At 68.3% G+C, this 19,883-nt stretch carries 18 protein-coding genes; 3 read left to right on the forward strand and 15 right to left on the reverse strand.

Annotated features, from left to right (window positions below):
* The 3 genes from H7J06_RS05245 to H7J06_RS05255 all read right to left on the reverse strand — a co-directional run.
* On the reverse strand, positions 1–2,142 hold a 2,142-nt coding region (locus H7J06_RS05245; protein WP_264037582.1), incomplete at its 3' end, for an MDR family MFS transporter.
* 86 nt (positions 2,143–2,228) lie between these two features.
* The gene (locus tag H7J06_RS05250; protein WP_264037584.1) at positions 2,229–3,695 is read right to left on the reverse strand and encodes a serine/threonine-protein kinase; all 1,467 of its coding nucleotides are present in this window, start codon (positions 3,693–3,695) and stop codon (positions 2,229–2,231) included.
* Between the two features lie 334 nt (positions 3,696–4,029).
* On the reverse strand, positions 4,030–4,152 hold the full coding sequence (locus H7J06_RS05255) for a hypothetical protein (RefSeq protein WP_264037585.1): 123 nt from the start codon (positions 4,150–4,152) through the stop codon (positions 4,030–4,032).
* Between the two features lie 262 nt (positions 4,153–4,414).
* Here H7J06_RS05255 and H7J06_RS05260 point away from each other — a divergent pair, with 262 nt between their 5' ends.
* Both H7J06_RS05260 and H7J06_RS05265 read left to right on the forward strand, forming a co-directional pair.
* On the forward strand, positions 4,415–4,771 hold the full coding sequence (locus tag H7J06_RS05260; RefSeq protein WP_264037586.1) for a hypothetical protein: 357 nt from the start codon (positions 4,415–4,417) through the stop codon (positions 4,769–4,771).
* A gap of 106 nt (positions 4,772–4,877) precedes the next feature.
* Complete coding sequence (locus tag H7J06_RS05265; RefSeq protein WP_264037587.1) at positions 4,878–7,337, forward strand: phosphoketolase family protein; 2,460 nt, start codon at positions 4,878–4,880, stop codon at positions 7,335–7,337.
* Positions 7,338–7,341: 4 nt separating this feature from the next.
* Here the strand turns inward: H7J06_RS05265 and H7J06_RS05270 are convergent, their stop codons facing one another.
* From H7J06_RS05270 to H7J06_RS05320, 11 genes are all read right to left on the reverse strand, one after another.
* Positions 7,342–7,866 carry a cupin domain-containing protein gene (locus H7J06_RS05270; protein WP_264037588.1) on the reverse strand — a complete coding sequence of 175 codons (525 nt, stop codon included), beginning with the start codon at positions 7,864–7,866 and terminating at the stop codon, positions 7,342–7,344.
* Between the two features lie 121 nt (positions 7,867–7,987).
* Entirely contained in the window at positions 7,988–9,010 is a 1,023-nt protein-coding gene (gene fbaA / locus H7J06_RS05275) for a class II fructose-bisphosphate aldolase (protein WP_264037589.1), read from the reverse strand.
* Positions 9,011–9,033: 23 nt separating this feature from the next.
* Positions 9,034–10,023 carry a LacI family DNA-binding transcriptional regulator gene (locus H7J06_RS05280; protein WP_264037591.1) on the reverse strand — a complete coding sequence of 330 codons (990 nt, stop codon included), beginning with the start codon at positions 10,021–10,023 and terminating at the stop codon, positions 9,034–9,036.
* A 5-nt stretch (positions 10,024–10,028) separates the two neighbouring features.
* Positions 10,029–10,679, reverse strand: coding sequence for a nucleoside/nucleotide kinase family protein (locus H7J06_RS05285; protein WP_264037592.1), 651 nt, complete (start codon positions 10,677–10,679; stop codon positions 10,029–10,031).
* Positions 10,680–10,684: 5 nt separating this feature from the next.
* The gene (locus H7J06_RS05290; RefSeq protein ID WP_264037593.1) at positions 10,685–11,596 is read right to left on the reverse strand and encodes a PfkB family carbohydrate kinase; all 912 of its coding nucleotides are present in this window, start codon (positions 11,594–11,596) and stop codon (positions 10,685–10,687) included.
* On the reverse strand, positions 11,574–12,368 hold the full coding sequence (locus H7J06_RS05295; RefSeq protein ID WP_264037594.1) for an ATP-binding cassette domain-containing protein: 795 nt from the start codon (positions 12,366–12,368) through the stop codon (positions 11,574–11,576). The genes H7J06_RS05290 and H7J06_RS05295 overlap by 23 nt, the downstream gene beginning before the upstream one ends.
* A complete protein-coding gene (locus H7J06_RS05300; RefSeq protein ID WP_264037595.1) occupies positions 12,365–13,372 on the reverse strand; it encodes an ABC transporter permease in 1,008 nt (335 codons plus the stop codon). The genes H7J06_RS05295 and H7J06_RS05300 overlap by 4 nt, the downstream gene beginning before the upstream one ends.
* Positions 13,369–14,379, reverse strand: coding sequence for a substrate-binding domain-containing protein (locus H7J06_RS05305; RefSeq protein WP_264037596.1), 1,011 nt, complete (start codon positions 14,377–14,379; stop codon positions 13,369–13,371). The genes H7J06_RS05300 and H7J06_RS05305 overlap by 4 nt, the downstream gene beginning before the upstream one ends.
* 97 nt (positions 14,380–14,476) lie before the next feature.
* Positions 14,477–15,568 carry a DUF7159 family protein gene (locus H7J06_RS05310; protein ID WP_264037597.1) on the reverse strand — a complete coding sequence of 364 codons (1,092 nt, stop codon included), beginning with the start codon at positions 15,566–15,568 and terminating at the stop codon, positions 14,477–14,479.
* Between the two features lie 123 nt (positions 15,569–15,691).
* Entirely contained in the window at positions 15,692–17,503 is a 1,812-nt protein-coding gene (stpK7, locus tag H7J06_RS05315; RefSeq protein ID WP_264037598.1) for a serine/threonine protein kinase StpK7, read from the reverse strand.
* A gap of 45 nt (positions 17,504–17,548) precedes the next feature.
* The gene (locus H7J06_RS05320; RefSeq protein WP_264037600.1) at positions 17,549–18,682 is read right to left on the reverse strand and encodes a N(5)-(carboxyethyl)ornithine synthase; all 1,134 of its coding nucleotides are present in this window, start codon (positions 18,680–18,682) and stop codon (positions 17,549–17,551) included.
* Positions 18,683–18,853: 171 nt separating this feature from the next.
* Between H7J06_RS05320 and H7J06_RS05325 the strand changes: the two genes are divergently transcribed.
* The gene (locus H7J06_RS05325; protein ID WP_264037601.1) at positions 18,854–19,066 is read left to right on the forward strand and encodes a hypothetical protein; all 213 of its coding nucleotides are present in this window, start codon (positions 18,854–18,856) and stop codon (positions 19,064–19,066) included.
* Positions 19,067–19,073: 7 nt separating this feature from the next.
* Here the strand turns inward: H7J06_RS05325 and H7J06_RS05330 are convergent, their stop codons facing one another.
* Positions 19,074–19,877: a transglutaminase-like domain-containing protein gene (locus tag H7J06_RS05330; protein ID WP_264037631.1), complete on the reverse strand. Its 804-nt coding sequence runs from the start codon at positions 19,875–19,877 to the stop codon at positions 19,074–19,076.
* Between the last annotated feature and the right edge of the window lie 6 nt (positions 19,878–19,883).

A 19,883-nucleotide genomic window follows, 5' to 3' on the forward strand; every position in this document is an offset into this window, starting at 1 on the left:
GAAACTCCACGGGCGTCGCCGGCAGGTACACGTCGAGCTTCTTCGCCGCGGTGGCATGGGCGTCGGAGGACGACGCTGCGGCTGCGGGGCGCGGCGCGGCGGGCGCAGCTGCATCGCCTGCGTCGTGTCCTCGGTCCAATCGCGTTGCACCAGAACGTCTTGCGAGATGCGGTCCAGCACCTCCCTGACCTGGGTGCGATCGGGCTGGACGTGCAGCCCGGCGGACTGGGTGAGGCCGCTGGTGAGCCACTCGAGAGTGTCCGCGCGCACCAATTCGACCTCGCGAGCTCCGGCCGGCGTCAGCCAGAACTGATCCTGGGTGCGTTGCGCGAAGCCGGTGAGGGCGAGCCGGTCGAAGGCCGGCTCGAGGATTTCCCGCGGCACGCGGACGTGTTCGGCGATGTCACTCAGCCGGGCCTGGCCGGCGGCCTGCCCAAACCGGTACACCTGCAACAGCGCCCACAACCGGCTGATGTCGAGCTTGCTGCCCGGCCGCTCCGCGATGGCCCGAAGCTGCATGCCGGAACCCTGCTTGATCAACCGGCCGACGGCGTTCTCCAAGAGCTGGTCCGGCGAGTCGGTCGTCGGCATCGCGAAGCCCTCCCCCATGTCGGCGGCGATGCTGACGTCGTTGCTGCGCAACGGAACCTGCTTGAGCATCAGCGCCAATACGAACCCCACGATGGCCACCGGGGCGGCGTAAAGGAACACCTGGTCGAGCGAATCGGCGTAGGCCGACGCGATCGGGGCGGCCATCTCCGGTGACAACGCGTGCAGCGCGTCGGGTGATTGTGCAGCCGCGGCCGGTGCGCCACTCTTGGCCACGGCGTCGGCGAGCGGATCCTTCAGGAAGTTGTTGAACAACGACCCGAACACCGCCGCGCCGAACGAGCTGCCGATGGTCCGGAAGAACGTGACGCCCGACGTCGCGACGCCCAGGTCGGCGAAGTCGACGGTGTTCTGCACGATCAGGACGAGCACCTGCATGCACATGCCGATGCCCGCGCCGAGGACCACCAGGTACAGCGACTGCTCCAGGGTGGAGGTGTCCGGACCCATCGTCGACAACAGCACGAAGCCGACGGCCATCACCGCCGTGCCGAGCACCGGGAAGATCTTGTACTTGCCGGTGCGGCCGACGATCACGCCGCTGCTCATCGACATCGTCAGCAGCCCGAGCACCATCGGCAGGGTGTGCAGCCCCGACGTGGTGGCCGAGACGCCGTCGACGAACTGCATGAACGTGGGCAGGAACGTCAACGCGCCAAGCATCGCGAAGCCGACGACGAACGACAGCGCGCAGCACACCGCGAACACCGGCTCGCGGAACAGCCGCATCGGCAGGATCGGCTCCTTCGCCCGCAACTCGACGGCGATGAAGGCCGCGATCGCGACCACCGACCCGACGAACAGGCCGATGATCATCACCGAGCCCCACGCGTACTCGCTGCCGCCCCAGCTGGTGGCCAGCGTGAGCCCGGTGGCGCCGAGGCCGACCAGCACGATGCCTGCGTAGTCGATGACGGGACGACCCTTGCGGCCGAGGTTCGGGATGGCGATGACGGCGACGATCAGCACGACGACGGCGACGGGCACGTTGATCCAGAACGCCCAGCGCCAGCTGAGGTGGTCGGTGAAGAATCCGCCGAGCAGCGGGCCGATCACCGTCGTGACGCCGAAGACCGCTCCGAGGGCGCCCTGGTACTTTCCGCGTTCGCGGAGCGGGATGACCTCGCCGATGACCGCGGTCGCCGTCACCATGATCGCGCCGCCGCCGATGCCCTGCAGCGCCCGCGCCGCAATGAGAACCTCCAACGACCCGGCCAAGCCGCACAGCACCGACCCGGCCATGAAGAACAGCACCGCAGCGATGAAGACGGGCTTGCGGCCGAACAGGTCGCCCAGCTTGCCCACGATCGCCGTGACCACCGTGGAGGCCAGCAGGTAGCTGGTCACCACCCACGCCTGGTGGCCGGCGCCACCGAGGTCGGCCACCACGGTGGGCAGCGCGGTCGCCACGATCGTCTGGTCAAGCGCCGCCAGCAGCATGCCCAGCAGCACCGCCGTGAAGATCAGATTGCGCCGGGAGGTGTCGACCTCCACCTCACTCGATCGCGGCGGACCGGTCACCGTGTCCGTCATGCAGTGCCTCGCTCCGGGTCGCCATGGATGTCAGCGTTAGTTACGCGACCTAACAATGTACCCGCAGAACGCCTGCTTGAATCCCGTCAGTCCGCGGAACCGAACTCCAACGCCGGTTCCGCCGAGTCCACGTGACCGTTGCTCAGGATCGTCAGGCCGTCGGGCCGCACCTGGTACCTGGCGCCGTCGGCGGGGTTCACGGCGTCGTACCCGGCACCGGTCGGCACTGCGTTGGCGATGCGCACGTTGGCGCCGTCGCGCAGGCGTTCCCCGTGGTAGTAGAAGCTGCCCGGGGACTCCTGACAGATGACCGCCAACGACGACGCCGTCCTGATCGCCGAGACCACGGTGCCCGTGTCGCAGCGCGCGGCCTGACCGACGAAACCCTTCTCGTCGACGTTGGACACGCCGGAGACGCGCGTCGCGGTCGTCGTGGTGGTCGTCGGCGTTTCGCTCTCGGTCGTCGAACTGGGCGGGGCGGCCAACGGGCTCTGCGGCTGGGAGGCGGTGCCGCCGCCGGTGAAGACGATCGCCGCGGCCAAGCCTGCCGCCAGCCCGAATACCGCGACGGTCCCGGCGAGCAGAGCCTTCTGGGTGCGACCGAACCGCGACCGCGTCACGGTGGCCCGTGCCGCGACGGCCGGGTGCGGCACGTACGCCGGGGGCCGCTCGGCGGTGAACTGCCTGGTGTGAGGCGGCGCGGCGGGTCGAGGCGGGGCGTGGACCGCGGCGGCCGCCGCCCTGGCCAGCTCCCCCGCCGTGGCGAACCGCTCGCCGGGGCTCTTCGCCATGCCCTTGGCGATGACGGCGTCGAACGCGGGGTTGAGGCCCGGCCGCACCTCGCTGGGTCGTGGCGGCGGCGCGAACATGTGGGCGCTCATCACCTGGCGGATGTCGGCGGCCTCGAACGGCGCGCGCCCCGTCAGGCACTCGAACAGCAGGCACGTCAGCGAGTAGACGTCCGACGGCGGGCCGCCGGGCTTGCCGCTCAGTCGCTCGCTGGCCATGTAGGCGCACGACCCGATGATCAGGCCGGTCCTCGTGACGGTGGCCTCGCCGCCGCCGTTGGCGATGCCGAAGTCGACCAGGTACGCGAAGTCGTCGGGCGTCAGCAGCACGTTCTCGGGCTTGATGTCGCGGTGTACCAGGCCGTTGGCGTGCGCAGCGTCCAGGGCGGCGGCGACCTGGCTGACGATCGCCACCGTCCGTGGCGGGGGCAGGACGCCCTTTACCCGCAGTTCGTCCTTGACGCTGCCGCCTTCGACCAGGCGCATGTCGATGTAGAGGACCCCGTCGATCTCCCCGAAGTCGTGCACGGGGATGACGTGGGGCTCCTGCAGTCGTGCCGCGATGCGCGACTCGCGGCGGAACCGGTCCCGGTAGCTTTGGTCGGCGGCGACGTCGGCCCGCAGGATCTTCAGGGCCACCATCCGCTCGCGCACCGTGTCATAGGCGCGGTAGACCTCACCCATGCCGCCCATGCCGATGAGTTCCTGCAGTTCGTAGGGTCCGAACCGCGTGCTCGGACGCGGTCCAGCACCCGGGGACGCCATAACGATCCTTCCCTCACTCCGCCTCGGGCCTGCCACGCACCCGCTCGTGGGGGGTGACCTGGCGTGATGCCGAAGCCGAAGCAGCACAAGCCAATTGATTCGTGCCCAGGGTACAGGGCCGCACGGCCGCGCGCCGTTCGCGCCATGATCGCCCGGAGCGTCGCCCCGATCGAGAGGCGTAGTCGTTGATGGCGACGAACTACATCGCCGGCTGCTCGTCCCCGGGGGCGTGCCCACCCGGTCTGGAACTCGTCATCACCGGTGATATCACTTCCCGCAGTGATATCACCGGTGATAGAGACTTCGAGAGCGGGTCCAAGCCAAGAACGGCGACCTAGTCGTCGTCGGCGTCGGGGATGCCTCCCGGCGGCGGCGTCGCGTACGCCGGGTTGGCCGGCGCGACCTCCCCAGGCGTGACGTCGTCGGAGTTGGTGTCGTCCTGATCGGGCTGCGTCATCAACGCTCCTTCGTGTGCGGGCTGGTCATGCACCGACGACTTACCCACTGACCAACCCCCAAAACGGACGACGACCGACCCAACGAAACACCCCGCCAGTATCCGTTGTGGCGCAGCGGCTTTGAACGATCAGCCTGGTAGCCGGCCGTGACACGGGCTAAGCTGGCCTGCACGGTTGAGCCCGCAGCCGACAGCCCGACCGAAAGATCGGCCCCCGTTCGTGCTCACCACCAGCGCCCCGTCTCTCGCAGCACGCGGCCCCGTGACGGAATGCCACGGCGTCCAGCTGCGCGCGCAGGTGCGCAGCGTCGCCGTCCTCGTAGAGGTGACGGGCCGCCTCGGCGCCGCCAACCGCACCCTGGTGATCAACCAGGTGCGACGGTTCGCCCTGGTCGGCGGTGCGCTGGTGCTGGATCTGCGGGAGGCCGGTGGCGTCGACGACGAGTTCGTGCGCGGCCTGAGCCCCGCCGCCGAGCTGACGCTCGTCCTCGACCCGGTGCAACGCGACGGCCTGGTCGTCGACGACTCCGTGGCGGTCGCCGGTTCGTGGGGCGAGGCGATGCGACGCATCACCACACGGCTCACCGCTCGTCGTGCGCTCGTGGAGCTGTCGGTTTAGCCGACGCCAGCACGAACGGTCGGTTGCCATTCGACGACGACCCGGTCACCAGGTCGCACCAGCCGTACGATCGAAGAGTCACCACGACAAGGGAACGGATGTGTCCATGAGCGCAGTGACCACGGCTTGGAATTCGGCCGACGTAGAACCTTTGAGCGACTACACGTTGTCTCAACTCGACGGCTGGTGGCGGGCGGCAAACTATCTGTCGGTCGGCCAGATCTACCTCCTGGACAACCCGCTGCTGCGGACGGCCCTGGCCCGCGATGACGTCAAGCCCCGCCTGCTGGGTCACTGGGGCACGACGCCGGGACTGAACTTCCTCTACGCCCACCTGAACCGGGCCATCAAGGAGCGCTCGCAGTCCACCGTCTACGTCACCGGTCCCGGCCACGGCGGACCCGGTCTGGTCGCCAACGCCTACCTCGACGGCACCTATTCGGAGACCTACTCCGACATCACCTCCGACGCCGAGGGTTTGCGGAGACTGTTTCGCCAGTTCTCCTTCCCCGGCGGCATCCCGTCCCACGTCGCCCCCGAGACGCCCGGTTCGATTCACGAGGGCGGCGAACTCGGGTACGCGCTGTCGCACGCCTACGGCGCCGCCTTCGACAACCCGGACCTGCTGGTCGCCGCCGTGGTCGGCGACGGCGAGGCGGAGACCGGCCCGCTGGCAACCAGCTGGCACTCCAACAAGTTCGTGAACCGCACCCAGGACGGCGTGGTGCTGCCCATCCTGCACCTCAACGGCTACAAGATCGCCAATCCGACTGTGCTGGACCGTATTCCGCAGGACGAACTGCGCAGCCTGATGATCGGATACGGCCACGAGCCGTACTTCTTCGAGGCGACCGAGAGCACCGACCTGGCGCACGCCCACCGCGAGTTCGCCGAGCTGCTCGACACGGTGCTCAACCGGATTGCCGAACTCAAGGCACTCCCCGACGAGGACGTCGAGCGGGTCCGCTGGCCGATGATCGTCTTCCGCACCCCCAAGGGCTGGACCGGTCCTGCCTACATCGACGGGAAGAAGACCACCGGATCGTGGCGCGCACATCAGGTTCCGCTCGCCAACGCCCGCGACACCCCCGAGCACCTGAAGGTGCTCGCCGACTGGCTGGCGTCCTACCGGGCCGACGAACTCTTCGACGCCAACGGCACACTCGATCCGACGATCGCCGAACTCGCCCCGACGGGCGAGCTGCGGATGAGTGCCAACCCGCACACCAACGGTGGTCTGCTGCTGAAGGATCTGCGCCTGCCCGACTTCCGCGACTATGCCGTGGACGTGCCCGCACCGGGTGCGACGATCGCCGAATCCACCCGGGTGCTGGGAAGTTGGCTCACCGACGTGGTGCGGCTCAACCCCGACAACTTCCGCATCTTCGGTCCCGACGAGACGGCGTCCAACCGCCTGCAGGCCGTCTACGACGCCACCGACAAGCAGTGGAACGCCGAGTACGTCGGCCCCGAGGTCGACGAACACCTCGCCCGCGTCGGCCGTGTGATGGAGATGCTCTCGGAGCACCAGTGCCAGGGCTGGCTGGAGGGGTACCTGCTGACCGGGCGCCACGGCCTGTTCAACTGCTACGAGGCGTTCATCCACATCATCGACTCGATGTTCAACCAGCACGCCAAGTGGCTCAAGGTCACCAACCACATTCCGTGGCGCCGGCCCATCGCGAGCCTGAACTACCTTCTGTCCAGCCATGTTTGGCGCCAGGACCACAACGGCTTCAGCCATCAGGACCCCGGCTTCATCGACCACGTGGTGAACAAGCGTGCCGAGGTGGTCCGGGTGTACCTGCCACCGGACGCCAACACGCTGCTGTCGACCTACGACCACTGCCTTCGCTCGCGCCAATACGTCAACGTCGTCGTCGCCGGCAAACAGCCGAGCCCCAACTTCCTCACCATGGAGGAAGCGATCGCGCACTGCACCCGCGGCCTTGGCATCTGGGAGTGGGCGGGCAGCGAGAAACTCGGGGAGGAGCCGGACGTCGTCGTCGCGACGTGCGGTGACGTCCCCACCCTCGAAGGCCTGGCGGCGGTCGACCTGCTGCGAAAGAACGTCCCCGAGTTGAAGATCCGCTTCGTCAACGTGGTAGACCTGATGCGGCTGCAGGACGAGAAGGAACATCCCCACGGGTTGTCCAACCGCGAATTCGACATGCTGTTCACCCGCGACAAGCCGGTGATCTTCGCCTACCACGGTTACCCGTGGCTGATCCACCGCCTGACCTACCGCCGCGCCAACAACGAGAACCTGCACGTCCGCGGCTACAAGGAGGAGGGCACCACCACGACGCCGTTCGACATGGTGATGCTCAACGACCTGGACCGCTACCACCTGGTGATCGACGTGATCGACCGCGTGCCGTCACTGCAGTCCTCGTATGCGACGCTGCGCCAGCAGATGGTCGACAAGCGCCTCGCCGCCCGGGAGTACACCCGCGCTCACGGCGACGACATCCCCGAGGTGCGGGACTGGGTGTGGCCGGCCGCCCACGGCGCCACGTTTGGCGCCGTGGGCGCCACCGAGTCGACGGGCGGCGACAACGAGTGACCGGCTAGCCGGAGAAGACCGGCAGCTCGATTCCGTACGCGGCGTTCTGCTCGACGGACGCCAGCTGGTAGCCGTATTCGGCGCTCTTGGCGACGAATTGGGCGACCTCCTCGGCCGTGGGCGGCTGCAGGTCGGGGGTGACGGGCCTGCCGACCTCCTCGAAGAAGCGTCCTAGCCGCGGCGTGGTGATCACCAGGTCGACCGCCGGCCGGTCGGTCACGTTGCGATGCGCGTGGACGGCGTTGCCGGGCACGCGGATGTAGTCGCCCGCGTTGGCGTCCCGCCATACCATCGTGTCGCCGTCGGCGACCAGTACCTGCTGGCTTCCGGACAGGATCAGGAAGTCCTCGGCGTCGTCGTGGCTGTGGGCCGGCACGACCGACCCCGGCGGGACGATGCCGCGCAGGACCCAGAAGTCAGGTCCCTTGCTGAGGATCTCCATGAAGCCGCCGTAGCAGTCCAGCGTCGGGCCCGGTGCGGTCGTGGCCAATGCGGCCAGAACGGCGCTCATTTCGGTCTCTGCGAACACGTCGACTCAATCTCCTTCGCCATGGCGAGGTCACCTGCTGACCTCCCATTCGAGACTGCTCCGCCGTCGTGGTGCGTGCGTGAAGATTGCGTGGAGATCACCTGGAGAGTGGTCGCATGGCCTAACGCATCGCCCGCCCGGCCGACCCCAGCATCGCAGCGGCCTCGACGACCCGTGCGGCCATGGCGTTCTCGGCCGGCTTGCCCCACGATCTCGGGTCGTACGCCTTCTTGTCGCCGTAGCCGCCGTCGACCTTGAGCACCTGGTCGTATCGGGAGATCATGTGACCGGCGATCGACCGGGTGAACGCGTACTGGGTGTCGGTGTCGACGTTCATCTTGACCACCCCGCTGGCGACGGCCGACGCGATGTCTTCGGCGCTCGAACCCGAGCCACCGTGGAAGACGAGGTCGAAGGGCTTGGCCCGTCCGGTTTCACCGCCGACGACGGTCTGGATCTCCTCGAGGATCTCCGGACGCAGGTGAACCGACTCCGGATGGTAGACACCGTGCACGTTGCCGAAGGTCAACGCGGTCAGATACCGACCGCGCTCCCCTGTGCCCAGTGCCGCGACGGTGGCGCGGGCGTCGTCGACCGTGGAGTAGAGCTGTTCGTTGATTTCGTGGGAGATGCCGTCCTCCTCACCACCGATCACACCGACTTCGATCTCGAGGATGGTGTTCGCCGCCACCGACGCCTCCAGCAATTCCGATGCAATGCGCAGGTTTTCCTCCAGCGGCACCGCGGACCCGTCCCACATGTGCGATTGGTACAGAGGGTCCAGACCGCGGGCGCGGCGTTCCGTCGCATCGGCGATCAGCGGCCGGACCCAGTCGTCGAGGTTCTCGGCGGGGCAGTGGTCGGTGTGCAACGCCACCGTGACCGAGTAGTGCGAGGCGACCTCCTGGGCGTAGAGCGCGAGCGCCTTCGACCCGGCGAAGCGGCTTTGAACCTTGTTGCCGGACAAATAGAGTGCCGTTCCCAACGACACCTGGATGATGCCGTCGCTCTCGGCCTCCGCGAAGCCCTGCAGCGCGGCGTTGAGCGTCTGGGAACTGGTCACGTTGATCGCCGGGTAGGCGAACCCGCCCTCCTTGGCCCGGTCGAGCATGGCGACGTACTGGTCGGGGGTGGCTATCGGCATTGCTTGGTGTCCTGTCGGTGAAGTTACGTGCAACCGCACGAATTGCGATGGTGGAAGGTGGTCGGCACCCGGATGCGTTGCGGTGCATCGTCACTGCCACGGATTCGGCGCAGGAGAAGTTCGACCGCCGTGGCGCCGATCGCGTCCACGTCCTGCGCTGCCGCGGTGAGCCTGGGCTCGAACAGATCCGACCACTCGAAGTCGTCGTAACAGACGAACGCCACGTCGGCCGGGATCGACAGACCGAGACGGCGGACGGCCTTCAGCGACCCGATGGTCATGGAGTTGTTCAACGACACCAGCGCGGTGGGCCGGTCGGCACCGGACAACAGCGCGTACACCTCGCGTTCGGCGACGTCGGTGCTGGAGGCTCCGTCGAGCACCAAGGCGGGGTCGACGGCGAGGCCACGGGCGGCCAGCGCCGCGGAGTACCCGTCGAATCGCTCGGTGGTGGAGGAGATTCCGGCCAAGCCCCGGACGACGCCGATCCGCCGGTGCCCCAGGTCGAGCAGGTGCTCGGTCAGCGACCGGGCCGACTCGACGTTCTCCGGGCCGACCTGGTCGCTGCCGACGTCGACGCCGCGGTCGATGAGGACCAGCGGTGTCTTCGTCTTGGCGATCGTCGGGAGCGTGACGCGCTCCGACCCGGCCGCGGGCGCCACGATCATCCCGTCGACCTGCCGGTCCAACAGCGAACCGGTGACCCGCTTCTCGGAGTCCACGTCGTCGTGGGAATCTCCCACGATCAGCACGTAACCGGCGTCCGAGAGCGCCCGCTCGACGGCGTGCACCAGGCTGCCGAAGTACGGGTTCGTCAACGCGGAGATGGAGAGTCCGACGGTGTGCGTGCGTCCTGCGGCCAGCGACCGGGCCACGACGTTGCGGCGGTACCCGGTCTTCTCGATGGCCGCCTCGACGCGGAGCCGGGTGGCCCCGTCGACTCTGCGCGTGCCGTTGAGCACGTGCGACACCGTGGAGGCGGAGACCCCCGCGAGACGGGCGACGTCGCCCATCGTGGTCACCGTAGACGCACGATCCGGTCGGCCCGGCCCGCGGTCGACTCGATGAGTTGGGCGTTGCGCTCGTCGGGCCCCAGCGCCCAGAACGCCGCGTCCTCCGGTGACTTGCCGTACGCCTCGTGTCGGCGCAGCAGCCGCTGATGGCGAACGTCGGTGTCGGGGGCCAGGAACCACACTTCGTCGATGCCGGACCGGGCCGCCGGCCACGCGTCGACGTCCAACAGGAGGTAGTTGCCCTCGGTGACCACCAGCGGCACCGTGGGTGGGACGGGAATCGACGAACCGATGGACTCCTCGATCTCGCGGAGAAACCGGGGCGCATACACGATCGCGTCGTCGGCGCGCTGCGCCCGCAGGGTCGCGATCAGCCGCGCGTAGCCACCGTCGTCGAACGTGTCGTGCGCACCCTTGCGGTCCCGGCGGCCCAGGTCGAGCAGCACGTCGTTGGCCAGATGGAAGCCGTCCATCGGGACGAGCACGGCGACGTCCGGACCGAGCGCGGTGACGAGTTGCTCGGCGACGGTGGACTTCCCGGCTCCCGGAGCGCCGGTGAGACCGAGGACTCGGCGTTCGCCGTCGACGACGAGCGCCTTGGCCCAGGCGACCAGTTGGTCGAGGGTGGCGTCCTGCACGTCCTGCTCGATGCTCACCGTTCTCACTTTCGAATCTGTTCGTTGGACAGTTCGCCCAACCATGCCCGCGGGCCGACCACCGAACACCGAAGGGCCGCCACCTGGGCGGAGCGCTCGATGCGTTCGGCCACACTGCCGTCGCCGCAGGCCGAGAAGTACGAATACGCACCGTGAAAGGCGTCCCCGGCTCCCAGGGTGTCGACCACCACCACCGGGGGCACCGGCACCGATCCGCACTCGCCGTCCGACCACCACTGGACGGGATCACCGCCGTGGGTGGTGACCACGGTACGCACGCTGCCACCGATCAGTGCCGCGGCGGTGGACTCGGCAGTGTCGGTGCCTGGTACGCGGAAGTCATTGGAGCACACCATGTCCGTGGCATGCCCGGCGAGGTCGCCCATCACCGGTTTCCATCGGCCGGCGTCCACGACCAGCGTGGTCGACCGTTCCCGCGCATGCCGGGCGGCGGCGAGGGCGATCAGGGGATGATGCCCGTCGACCAGCACCACGTCGGCGTCGGCCACCACGTCGCCGAGCCCTTCCGGCGGTGTCGCGTCGGAGTTCACGGCGTCCAGCGAGACGACCGACCGGTCACCGGTCGACTCGACGACCGACACCGCGGAGACGGGCACCGCTCGGGTGGTGCCCGCCGCCGCGTCGACCACGGTCACCCCATGGGCGGCGAGATCGGCCCGGATCAAGTCGGCGATCGGGTCGTCGCCGAGCGCGGTCACCAGGGTCGCGTCGCCACCGAGGGCGGCGAAGGTGACCGCCGCGTTGGCGGCCGGTCCACCCGCGGCGACGAACTGCGCGGCCGAGGTGATCTTCTGGTTCACCGCAGGCGCCTTGGCGATGCGGTGGATCACGTCGAGTGTCGCCAAGCCGACGAAGACCCCAACCGGGGCCTTCTCAGAGACCGGCGCGTTCCTCATCGGTCGGCTCCTCCGCACCCGTCATGAGCGCCACCACCTCGGACATCGAGCGCGTCTTCGGGTCGACGACCCCGGCGCGCTGACCGAGCCGGTGAATGTGAATGCGGTCGGCGACCTCGAACACGTGCGGCATGTCGTGGCTGATGAGCACCACGGGGATGCCACGGTCGCGGATCGACTGGATGAGGTCGATGACCTGTCCGGACTCTCGGACGCCGAGAGCGGCCGTCGGCTCGTCCATGATGATCACGCCCTTGCCGAATGCGGCGGCCCGCGCCACCGCGACGCCCTGACGCTGCCCACCGGACAACGTCTCGACCGCCTGGTTCACCGACTTGATGCCGATCTTTAGGTCGGCGAGGTGCTGGGAGGCCTCCTCGCGCATCCTCGGCATGTCCAGTCGGCGGAACAGGCTGCCTGCCAGACCCCTTCGCCGAACCTCGCGGCCGAGGTACAGGTTCGACGCGATGTCGAGGGCCTGTACGACCGCCAGATCCTGGTACACCGTCTCGATGCCGGCGGCTCGAGCGTCGCGAGTGTTCTTGAACGACACGGGTGTTCCGTTCATCAGCATCTCGCCGGAGTCCGGAACCACCGCGCCGGCCAGGGCCTTGATGAGGCTGGTCTTTCCGGCGCCGTTGTCGCCGATGACCGCGAGCACCTCGCCCGCGCGCAGTTCGAAGTCGGCCCCGTTGATCGCCGTCACGTTGCCGTACTTCTTGACCAGTCCTCGCGCCTCGAGGACCGGCGCACCGCTCGTCGTGGTCGTCATTGTGACCTCCTGCGGGCGAATTGGTCGACGGCCACCGCGACGATCACGAGGACACCGGTCGCGATGTTCTGGTACAGGTTGTCGACGCCGGCCTGGGTGAGACCGTTGCGCAGGACGCCGACGATCAACGTGCCTACCAGCGTCCCGCCGACGCCGCCGCGGCCGCCGAACAGACTCGTTCCACCGATGACCACCGCCGTGATCGACTCGAGGTTCGCGTTCTGGTACGCGTTCGGGTCGGCGTTCGGGATGCGGCCGAGCGCGGCCCACGCGGCGATGGCGGCGATCACACCCGTGGTGAGGTAGACGGAGAACAGCACCCGCTGGGACTTGATGCCCGACAGGTTCGATGCTTGCGGGTTGCCGCCGACGGCGTAAACGTGTTTGCCCCAAGCGGTTTGGGACAGCGCGTACCACATCACCAGGTAGACCAGGAGCATCGTGACCACGCCGTACGTGGTCGAGAACGACCCGACGCGGAAGGACGTGCCCAGGAAGGTGAGCAGTCCCGGTTCCACGCGGTAGGTCTCGGAGCCCGCGAGCAGCCGGGTGGCCGCCTGGATCGCGGTGAACGTTCCCAGCGTGACGATGAACGGCGGCAGTCGCAGTGCCGTGACCAGGCCGCCGTTGACCGCCCCGAACACCACGCACACCAGCAGCGTCGACCCCAGGGCCATGAACGGTCCGCCGGCACCGGCACTTTGGGCCATCACGATTGTCCCGAAGACGGCCACCGCACCGATCGAGAGGTCGATGCCGGAGGTGAGGATGATCAGCGTCTGGCCGACGGCGAGGATGCCGACGACGACCGACTGCTGCAGGATCAGCGAGACGTTCTGCGGGTTGAGGAACGAGTCCGAGACCGCGCTGAAGATGACGATGGCGATGACCAACGCCACCAGCGGACCGAGCAACGGCTCACGCAGGAGGTTGCCTGCGTTGAACCGGCTCGCGACCGACGGCCGTGCCGTAGACGGTGCCGTCTCAGGAGCGCCAGTGGTCATGAACCGGCTTTGCCCCAGCAGTTCTGCTCGCCCCAGGCGGTGTCCTTGGAGTCGAGTCCGGCGACGGGCTTGTCCGTCACCAGCTGTGAACCGGTGTCGTTGAATCCGCTGGGCTTGGTGCCGTCCTTGGCGAACTTCACCACGGCCTGCACGCCGAGCTCGGCCATCTTCGCCGGGAACTGCAACACCGTGGCGCCGATCTTTCCGGCCTTCACGTCGGCGATGCCGGTGCAGCTGCCGTCGATCGAACCGATGGTGATCTGGTTCGCGCGGTTCGCGGCCTGGATCGCCTGGTAGGCGCCGGCGGCCGCCGGCTCGTTGATCGTGTAGAGCGCGTTGATGCCCGGTGCGCGCTGGAGGATGTTCTCCATGGCGGTCTGCGCCTTGGTCTGGTCGCCGTTGGTGTTCTCCTGGCCGACGATCTCCGGCGAGCCGTTCGCGATGCCGAAGCCCTCGAGGAACCCGTCGTGCCGGAAGGTGTCGACGGTGCCGCCGGGGGTTCCGTCCAGCATGACGACCTGCGGGGCCGCGGTGCCGAGCGCGCCCTTCACCCACTTGCCCTGGCTGACACCGGCGGCCTTGTTGTCGGTGGCGAACGTCGCGTCGACCGCGTCCTCGGGATCGGTGGCGGTGTCGAGCGCGATGACGACGACACCGGCGTCGCGCGCCTTCTTGATGGCGTCGAGTACGCCGGTCGAGGAGTTGGGGGTGATCAGGATGCCCTTGACGCCCTGGCCGACCATGTTCTCGATGGCCGCGACCTGGCCTTCGTTGTCACCGTCGAACGCGCCTGCGAGCGCGATCAGCTTGGCGTTGTCCTTGTCGGCCTGCGCCTGGGCCGCCTCACGCAACTTCACGAAGTACGGGTTGGAGTCGGTCTTGGTGATCAGTCCGACCTTGACGCCCTCGGAATTGGACCCGCCGCAGCCGGTCAGTCCGAGGACCAGCGTGCCGGCCACGAGTGCCGCCCCGACCAGTTGCGTACTCGTGTTGCGCTTTCCGAACATGCGGACTCCCTTGTCCCTGATGCGACGGCCGGTCGCGTCGCGCGGTGCTCAGGAGCCTAAGGGGCAGGCAAGCGCTTGCGCATGCGCTTTCGCAAAATCACCGACCCGGGTCGTGGAAGCGGCCGATGATCGGGATGCGGTCGATGATCCGGTCGCGCAGCCGCGGCTGCTGCACCGGCGGCGGCACGTAGACCGGGGCGGGGGGCACGTATGCCGGGGGCGGGGCCGCGACCGGCGGCGGGACGTACTCCGGCGCGGGCGCGGGTGGCAGCGCGACGGTCATCGTCTTCGCGACGGCGTTCGCCATCTCCGCCAAGCCGACGACGGGGCGCGCCGGCGGTGGAGGTGCCGCGACACGCTCGGATTCGCCTGCCGCACTGATGGTTTGAGCCGTCTCGACCGGGTCGCTGCGGGTCAGGTTCAGCCCGATCGCCAGCGACAGCGACACCACGAACGTCACCACCCCGACGGCGAGCACACCCACCAGCAGGCCCGCCCGCGACACCGGTCGAAGGCTCAGCCCACCCAGCCGAGGCCCCGACATGTCGAGCGTCCGGGCGGCGACGAGCGCGGCGCCGCGGGCCAGCGCGAGGTCGGCCTCGGCCGCGGAGAAGACGGCGGCGACGGTGATCGCCTCGATCGCCGCCACGATCACCGCGACGTCGTCCGAGCCGATGACGAAGATCGCCTCCAGCTCCCGGTCGAGGGCGACGATGACGCTGCTGGTCAGCTCGATCGTGTCCGCCCGGTCCGCGGGCCGGTCGATGTGCTCGACCGTGACCGCCCCACCGTCGACCACCGCCACGAAGGCCGAGTCCGGCTCCACGATGCACACCGCGACGTCGTCGTACTCGGTGAGGTCGGCGATGCCTCCGGCCAGGGCGGCGACGGCGGCCGAGTCGGAGACGTGCGCGACGCCGTGGTGACCCCGCGCCGCGAGGGCGGCGACGACGGCGCCGACGGCGGGTTCCGCGTCGGCGGTCGAGGTGACGCCGACGACGCGAATGCGATGCTCGGGGATGACGTCGGGATTCAGCACGGCGCGAATTAGCAGATCGGCGTCGACGTCGTCGATCGCCGGGATGTCGAGCTCACCGCGGTCGACCGGGTCGCCCTCGCCCGTCGTGCCCTCCACGAGTACCCAGCGCAGCGCCGCCGTGGTGAGCGACAGGCCGAGTACGAGGTCCACGGGTTTTACGTTACCGGTGGGGGCAAGCACCTCGACCGGTGTGGCGGGAGACCGGGGTCGGCACACCCGGGCAGATTCGATATCACCCGTGATATCAACTCCCAGAGGGGGTCTGGGCTTGCTCTAGCCCGCCCCGTTGACCACCGGGGTGTCGATCAACCCCTTCTCAACCCCCCACTGCGTCGCGATGGTCCGATACTCGCCCGTCTTCATCAGTTGCTCCAACCCCTGCTTCAGCGACTCCGCCAGCCCGGACCCCTTGGCCACCGGCCAGCCGTACGGCGCGGCGTCGGTCACCTCCCCCGCCGTCTCCAGGACCCCGGCACTGAGCTTCACCGCGAAACCGGTCACCGGCGAATCCGCCGACATCGCGTCGACCTCGCCGGCCACCAACGCCTTGGTCAGGTCGTCCTGCCGGGTGAACACCACCATGTCGATCGGCGACAACCCGGCCGCCACACACTCGTCGCTCTTGGCCGGCACTTCCTTCGACTCCTGCAATCCACCTTGGGCCACACCAACTTTGAGACCGCACGCCGCCGACGGCTCCACCGTCGTCCCCGCGCGCCGGGCCCACAGATTGCCCACCCGGAGGTACGTCACGAAGTCGACGCTCTGCTCCCGGTCGACGGTGTCGGTGAACGACGACGCCCCCACGTCGAAGTTGCCGGCCTGAACCGACGGAATGATGCTGGCGAACGCCGTCTCTCGATAGTCGGCCTCCAGCCCCAACGTCCGGGCGATCGCATTCATCAGGTCGACGTCGAAGCCGATGATCTTCCCCTGCGAATCCTTGAACTCGTTGGGCGCGTAGGGAACGTTGACCCCGATCACCAGACGACCGGACTGCCGGACGTCTGCGGGCACCGTGGCCGCGATCGACGGGACGGCACCCGCCCGCAGGTTGGGGTCCGGTGGCGCCGTGCTGTTCTCGACGGCGGCCTGCCTGGTGTCCTCGTTCTCGGGTCCGCTGCGCCACTGCACGACGCCGAACGTGCCGAACGCCGCGACCAGCACCACCGCCGAGACCACCGTGACGATCTTGCGGGACGGACGCCAGGCGCCGTTCGTGGGCACCCGGCGGGCCGAGTGCCGACCTGAACGGTTGGCGCCACGCACCGGCGCGCTCAGTGCGCGACGGGCGGCCGCGGCCAGTTCGGCACCGGTCTGATATCGCTGCGCCGGCTTCTTGGCCATCCCCTTGGCGATCACGTCGTCGAAGGCCGCCAGCCTCGGGTCGAACGCCGACGGCCGCGGCGGCGCCTGCACCATGTGCCCGGCGATCTGCTGCTCCAGGCTGTCGGCGGGAAAGGGACGCGACCCCGTCAAGCTCTCGTACAGCACGCACGCCAATGCGTAGACGTCCGAGCGTGGGTCGCTCTGCCCCGCGTCGAAGCGCTCGGGAGCCATGTAGGCCAACGTGCCGAGGGTGTTGCCGGCGGTCGTCATGCCCTTCTCGCCCGTGGTGCGGGCCAATCCGAAGTCGATCAGGTAGGCGAACTCGTGCCTGGTCAGCAGGATGTTCGACGGCTTGACGTCCCGGTGGATCAGGTTTGCCTCGTGCGCGGCGTCCAGGGCCGAGGCGACCTGGTCGACGATGGCCACGGCCAGCGCCGGGTCGACCGGACCCTCCCGCTCGGCGAGGATGTCGCCGAGGGTCTTGCCGTCGATGAGCCGCATGTCCAGGTAGAGCCGCCCGTCGATCTCCCCGTACCCGTGGATCGGCACGACGTGGGGGTCGCTCAGGCTGGCCGCGGCCTGCGATTCCTTGCGAAAGCGCTGCTGAAAGACGGTGTCCTCGGCCAGGTGCGGAGGGAGTACCTTGAGCGCGACGACGCGGTCGGTCCTGGTGTCGTAGGCGCGGTATACCTCACCCATTCCACCGCGGCCCAGCAGCTCGCGCAGCTGATAGTGCCCAAATGGCGTCGCGTCCACCGTCTACTCCTTGGCGGCAGCCACCCCCGTGGCTGTCGACCGAAGCTACCGCACGTGCGGATACTCCGGCGAACGGTCTTGAAAAGCGAGGATGTCCGGGTTGACGATGGTGCCCTCGCGGATCTCGATCGCGCGGCGCACCGTTTCGTCGTCGTCCCACTCCGTGGGCCCGGCCAGAATCGTTGGCAGATAGGGAATCAATGCCTCACTGATTTCCCAGGTGGCGGCGTTCCACAGGTAGGACGGGCTGTGGTCGACCGCGTAATAGGTGATGTTGTTGCCGACGATGAACGTCGGATCGTCGAACGACGTCGGCAGCGCCCAGCTGAAACCCATTCCGGCGTCGCAGGATACGTCGATGAAGAGGCTCCCGGACCGGAAGGCCTCGAGGTCGGCCTCGTGCAGGAAGACCAGCGGCGCATTGGGGTCCTGCAGTACGCAGTTCACGACGACGTCGTGCTCGGCCAGGTATTGGGCCAGCCGCACCCGGCCGTCGTCGGTCAGCGCGAAACTCGAGCCTTCCTCGTCGGACTCGAACTGCACGATCTCCGCCGAGTGGATCGGCGACGCCACTTCGGAGACGTTGCGGTTGGTGAGGATGTCGATGTCATGCACACCGATGGCGTTGAGCGCCGTCACCGCCCCGCGGGCAGTCGCGCCGAAGCCGATCACCGCGGCACGCAGCCGCCGCCCGTAGGTACCGGTCGAGCCGATGATCTCCAGTGCGTGCAGGACGGAGCAATACCCGGCCATCTCGTTGTTCTTGTGGAACACGTGCAGTTTGAAGGAGCCGTCCTTGCGCCACAGATTCATCGCCTCGAAGGCGATCAGCGTCAGGTGGCGGTCGATCGCCTGCTGCGTCAACTCCGCGTCCTGCACGCAGTGCGGCCAGCCCCAGAGGATCTGACCGTCGCGAAGTTCGGCGAGGTCGTCGGCGTCCGGCTTGGCCAACAGGATGACGTCACACTCGGCGATCAGTTCCTCGCGCGACCGCAGACCGGCGACCGTACGCGACAGCTTCTTGTCGGAGATCCCGAAGTGTTCGCCGTAGCCGCGCTCGAGGTAGATCTGGCCGATGACGCTCTTGTCGATGCGGTCGAGGTGCTCCGGATGGATCGGCAGCCGGTGCTCGTTCTCCTTGTGCGTCCGTGCGATGACGCCGAGCTTGAGTCCGCTCACTGGCCCTCCCGAAGCTTGGTCATCCCCGAAGTCGGATGCCGACTCGGTAGCTAGACCGTACGCGATCACCGGTCGGCGGTCTGATTTCGCCCACGTGTCAACGAAATTGACACGTCGGCGATATCCGCGTCTACTGGAGTCCTACCAAGAATCCGAGGCGCCGTCGTGACCATGAATTCGATCGTTCTGATCGTCGTGGCGGTTCTCGTCGCCCTTGCCCTCGCCGGCTTGGTGGCCATCTTCTCCCGAAAGTTCCGCGCCGACCGACGCCTGCTCGGCGGCGCCACCGTGCTCGGCGAGATGGCCGCGGATGCGGCGGTCGTCCAACATCGCGACGACCTGCGCGCCCAGCAACACGACGGTCGCCCCGCCACCGACGGCTGACCAGCCCTCAGCGAATCGACACCAGCTGGTCGATCGAGTCCCGTGGCAACTGCCCGTCGACGATCGCGGTGACGTACATCGAGTTCAGCGTGATCGCACCCTTGTGGTTGACCAGGAAGGCCGTGTCGGCGGCGTCACCGCCCGTGGCGATCCGCACCAAACTCTGTCGCGGCGCGAGCAACGTCGCGTCGACGACCCGCCACCGACCCTCGACGAACGCCTCCGCCACCGCGTGGAAGTCCATCGGGTACAGCCCGGGGGCGTAGACGGCGACCACGCGGGCCGGCACGTTGACGGCCCGCAGCAGCGCCACGACCAGATGGGCGAAGTCGCGGCACACACCCGCGCCGGCGAGCAGCGTGTCCACCGCCCCGTCGATCGGATCGCTGGATCCCGGCACGTAGTTCAACCGGCTGCCCACCCACGACGACACCTTCTCCAGCAAGGTGGCCGAATCGAGGTAGCCGCCGAATTCGGTTGCGGCGAAACCGTAGAACTTGTCGGCCTCGGCGTACCGCGTCGGTCGGAGGTACCGCGACAGGTCGTAGTCGGTCACCGGTGCGGGATCGGTCTGGCCGATGACGGTGGCCGAGTAGGCCACCTGCAGATTTCCCCCGGAGACCTGAAGCTGGTGAATCCGGTTGCCGTGCTCGCCACTGATTTCCTTGGCGGGCACGTCGACGCCGTCGAGCGTGAACGCCAAGGCCTCCCACACCTCGGCGTTCGGATGCGGGGCGACGGCGATCTGAAACTCCAGCGTGGTCGGCGCCGTGACGTCCACGTCGAGCCCACAGGCGACCTGCCGCCGCATCGCGGC

It is taken from the genome of Mycolicibacterium hodleri (assembly GCF_025822245.1).
GTDB lineage: Bacteria > Actinomycetota > Actinomycetes > Mycobacteriales > Mycobacteriaceae > Mycobacterium > Mycobacterium hodleri.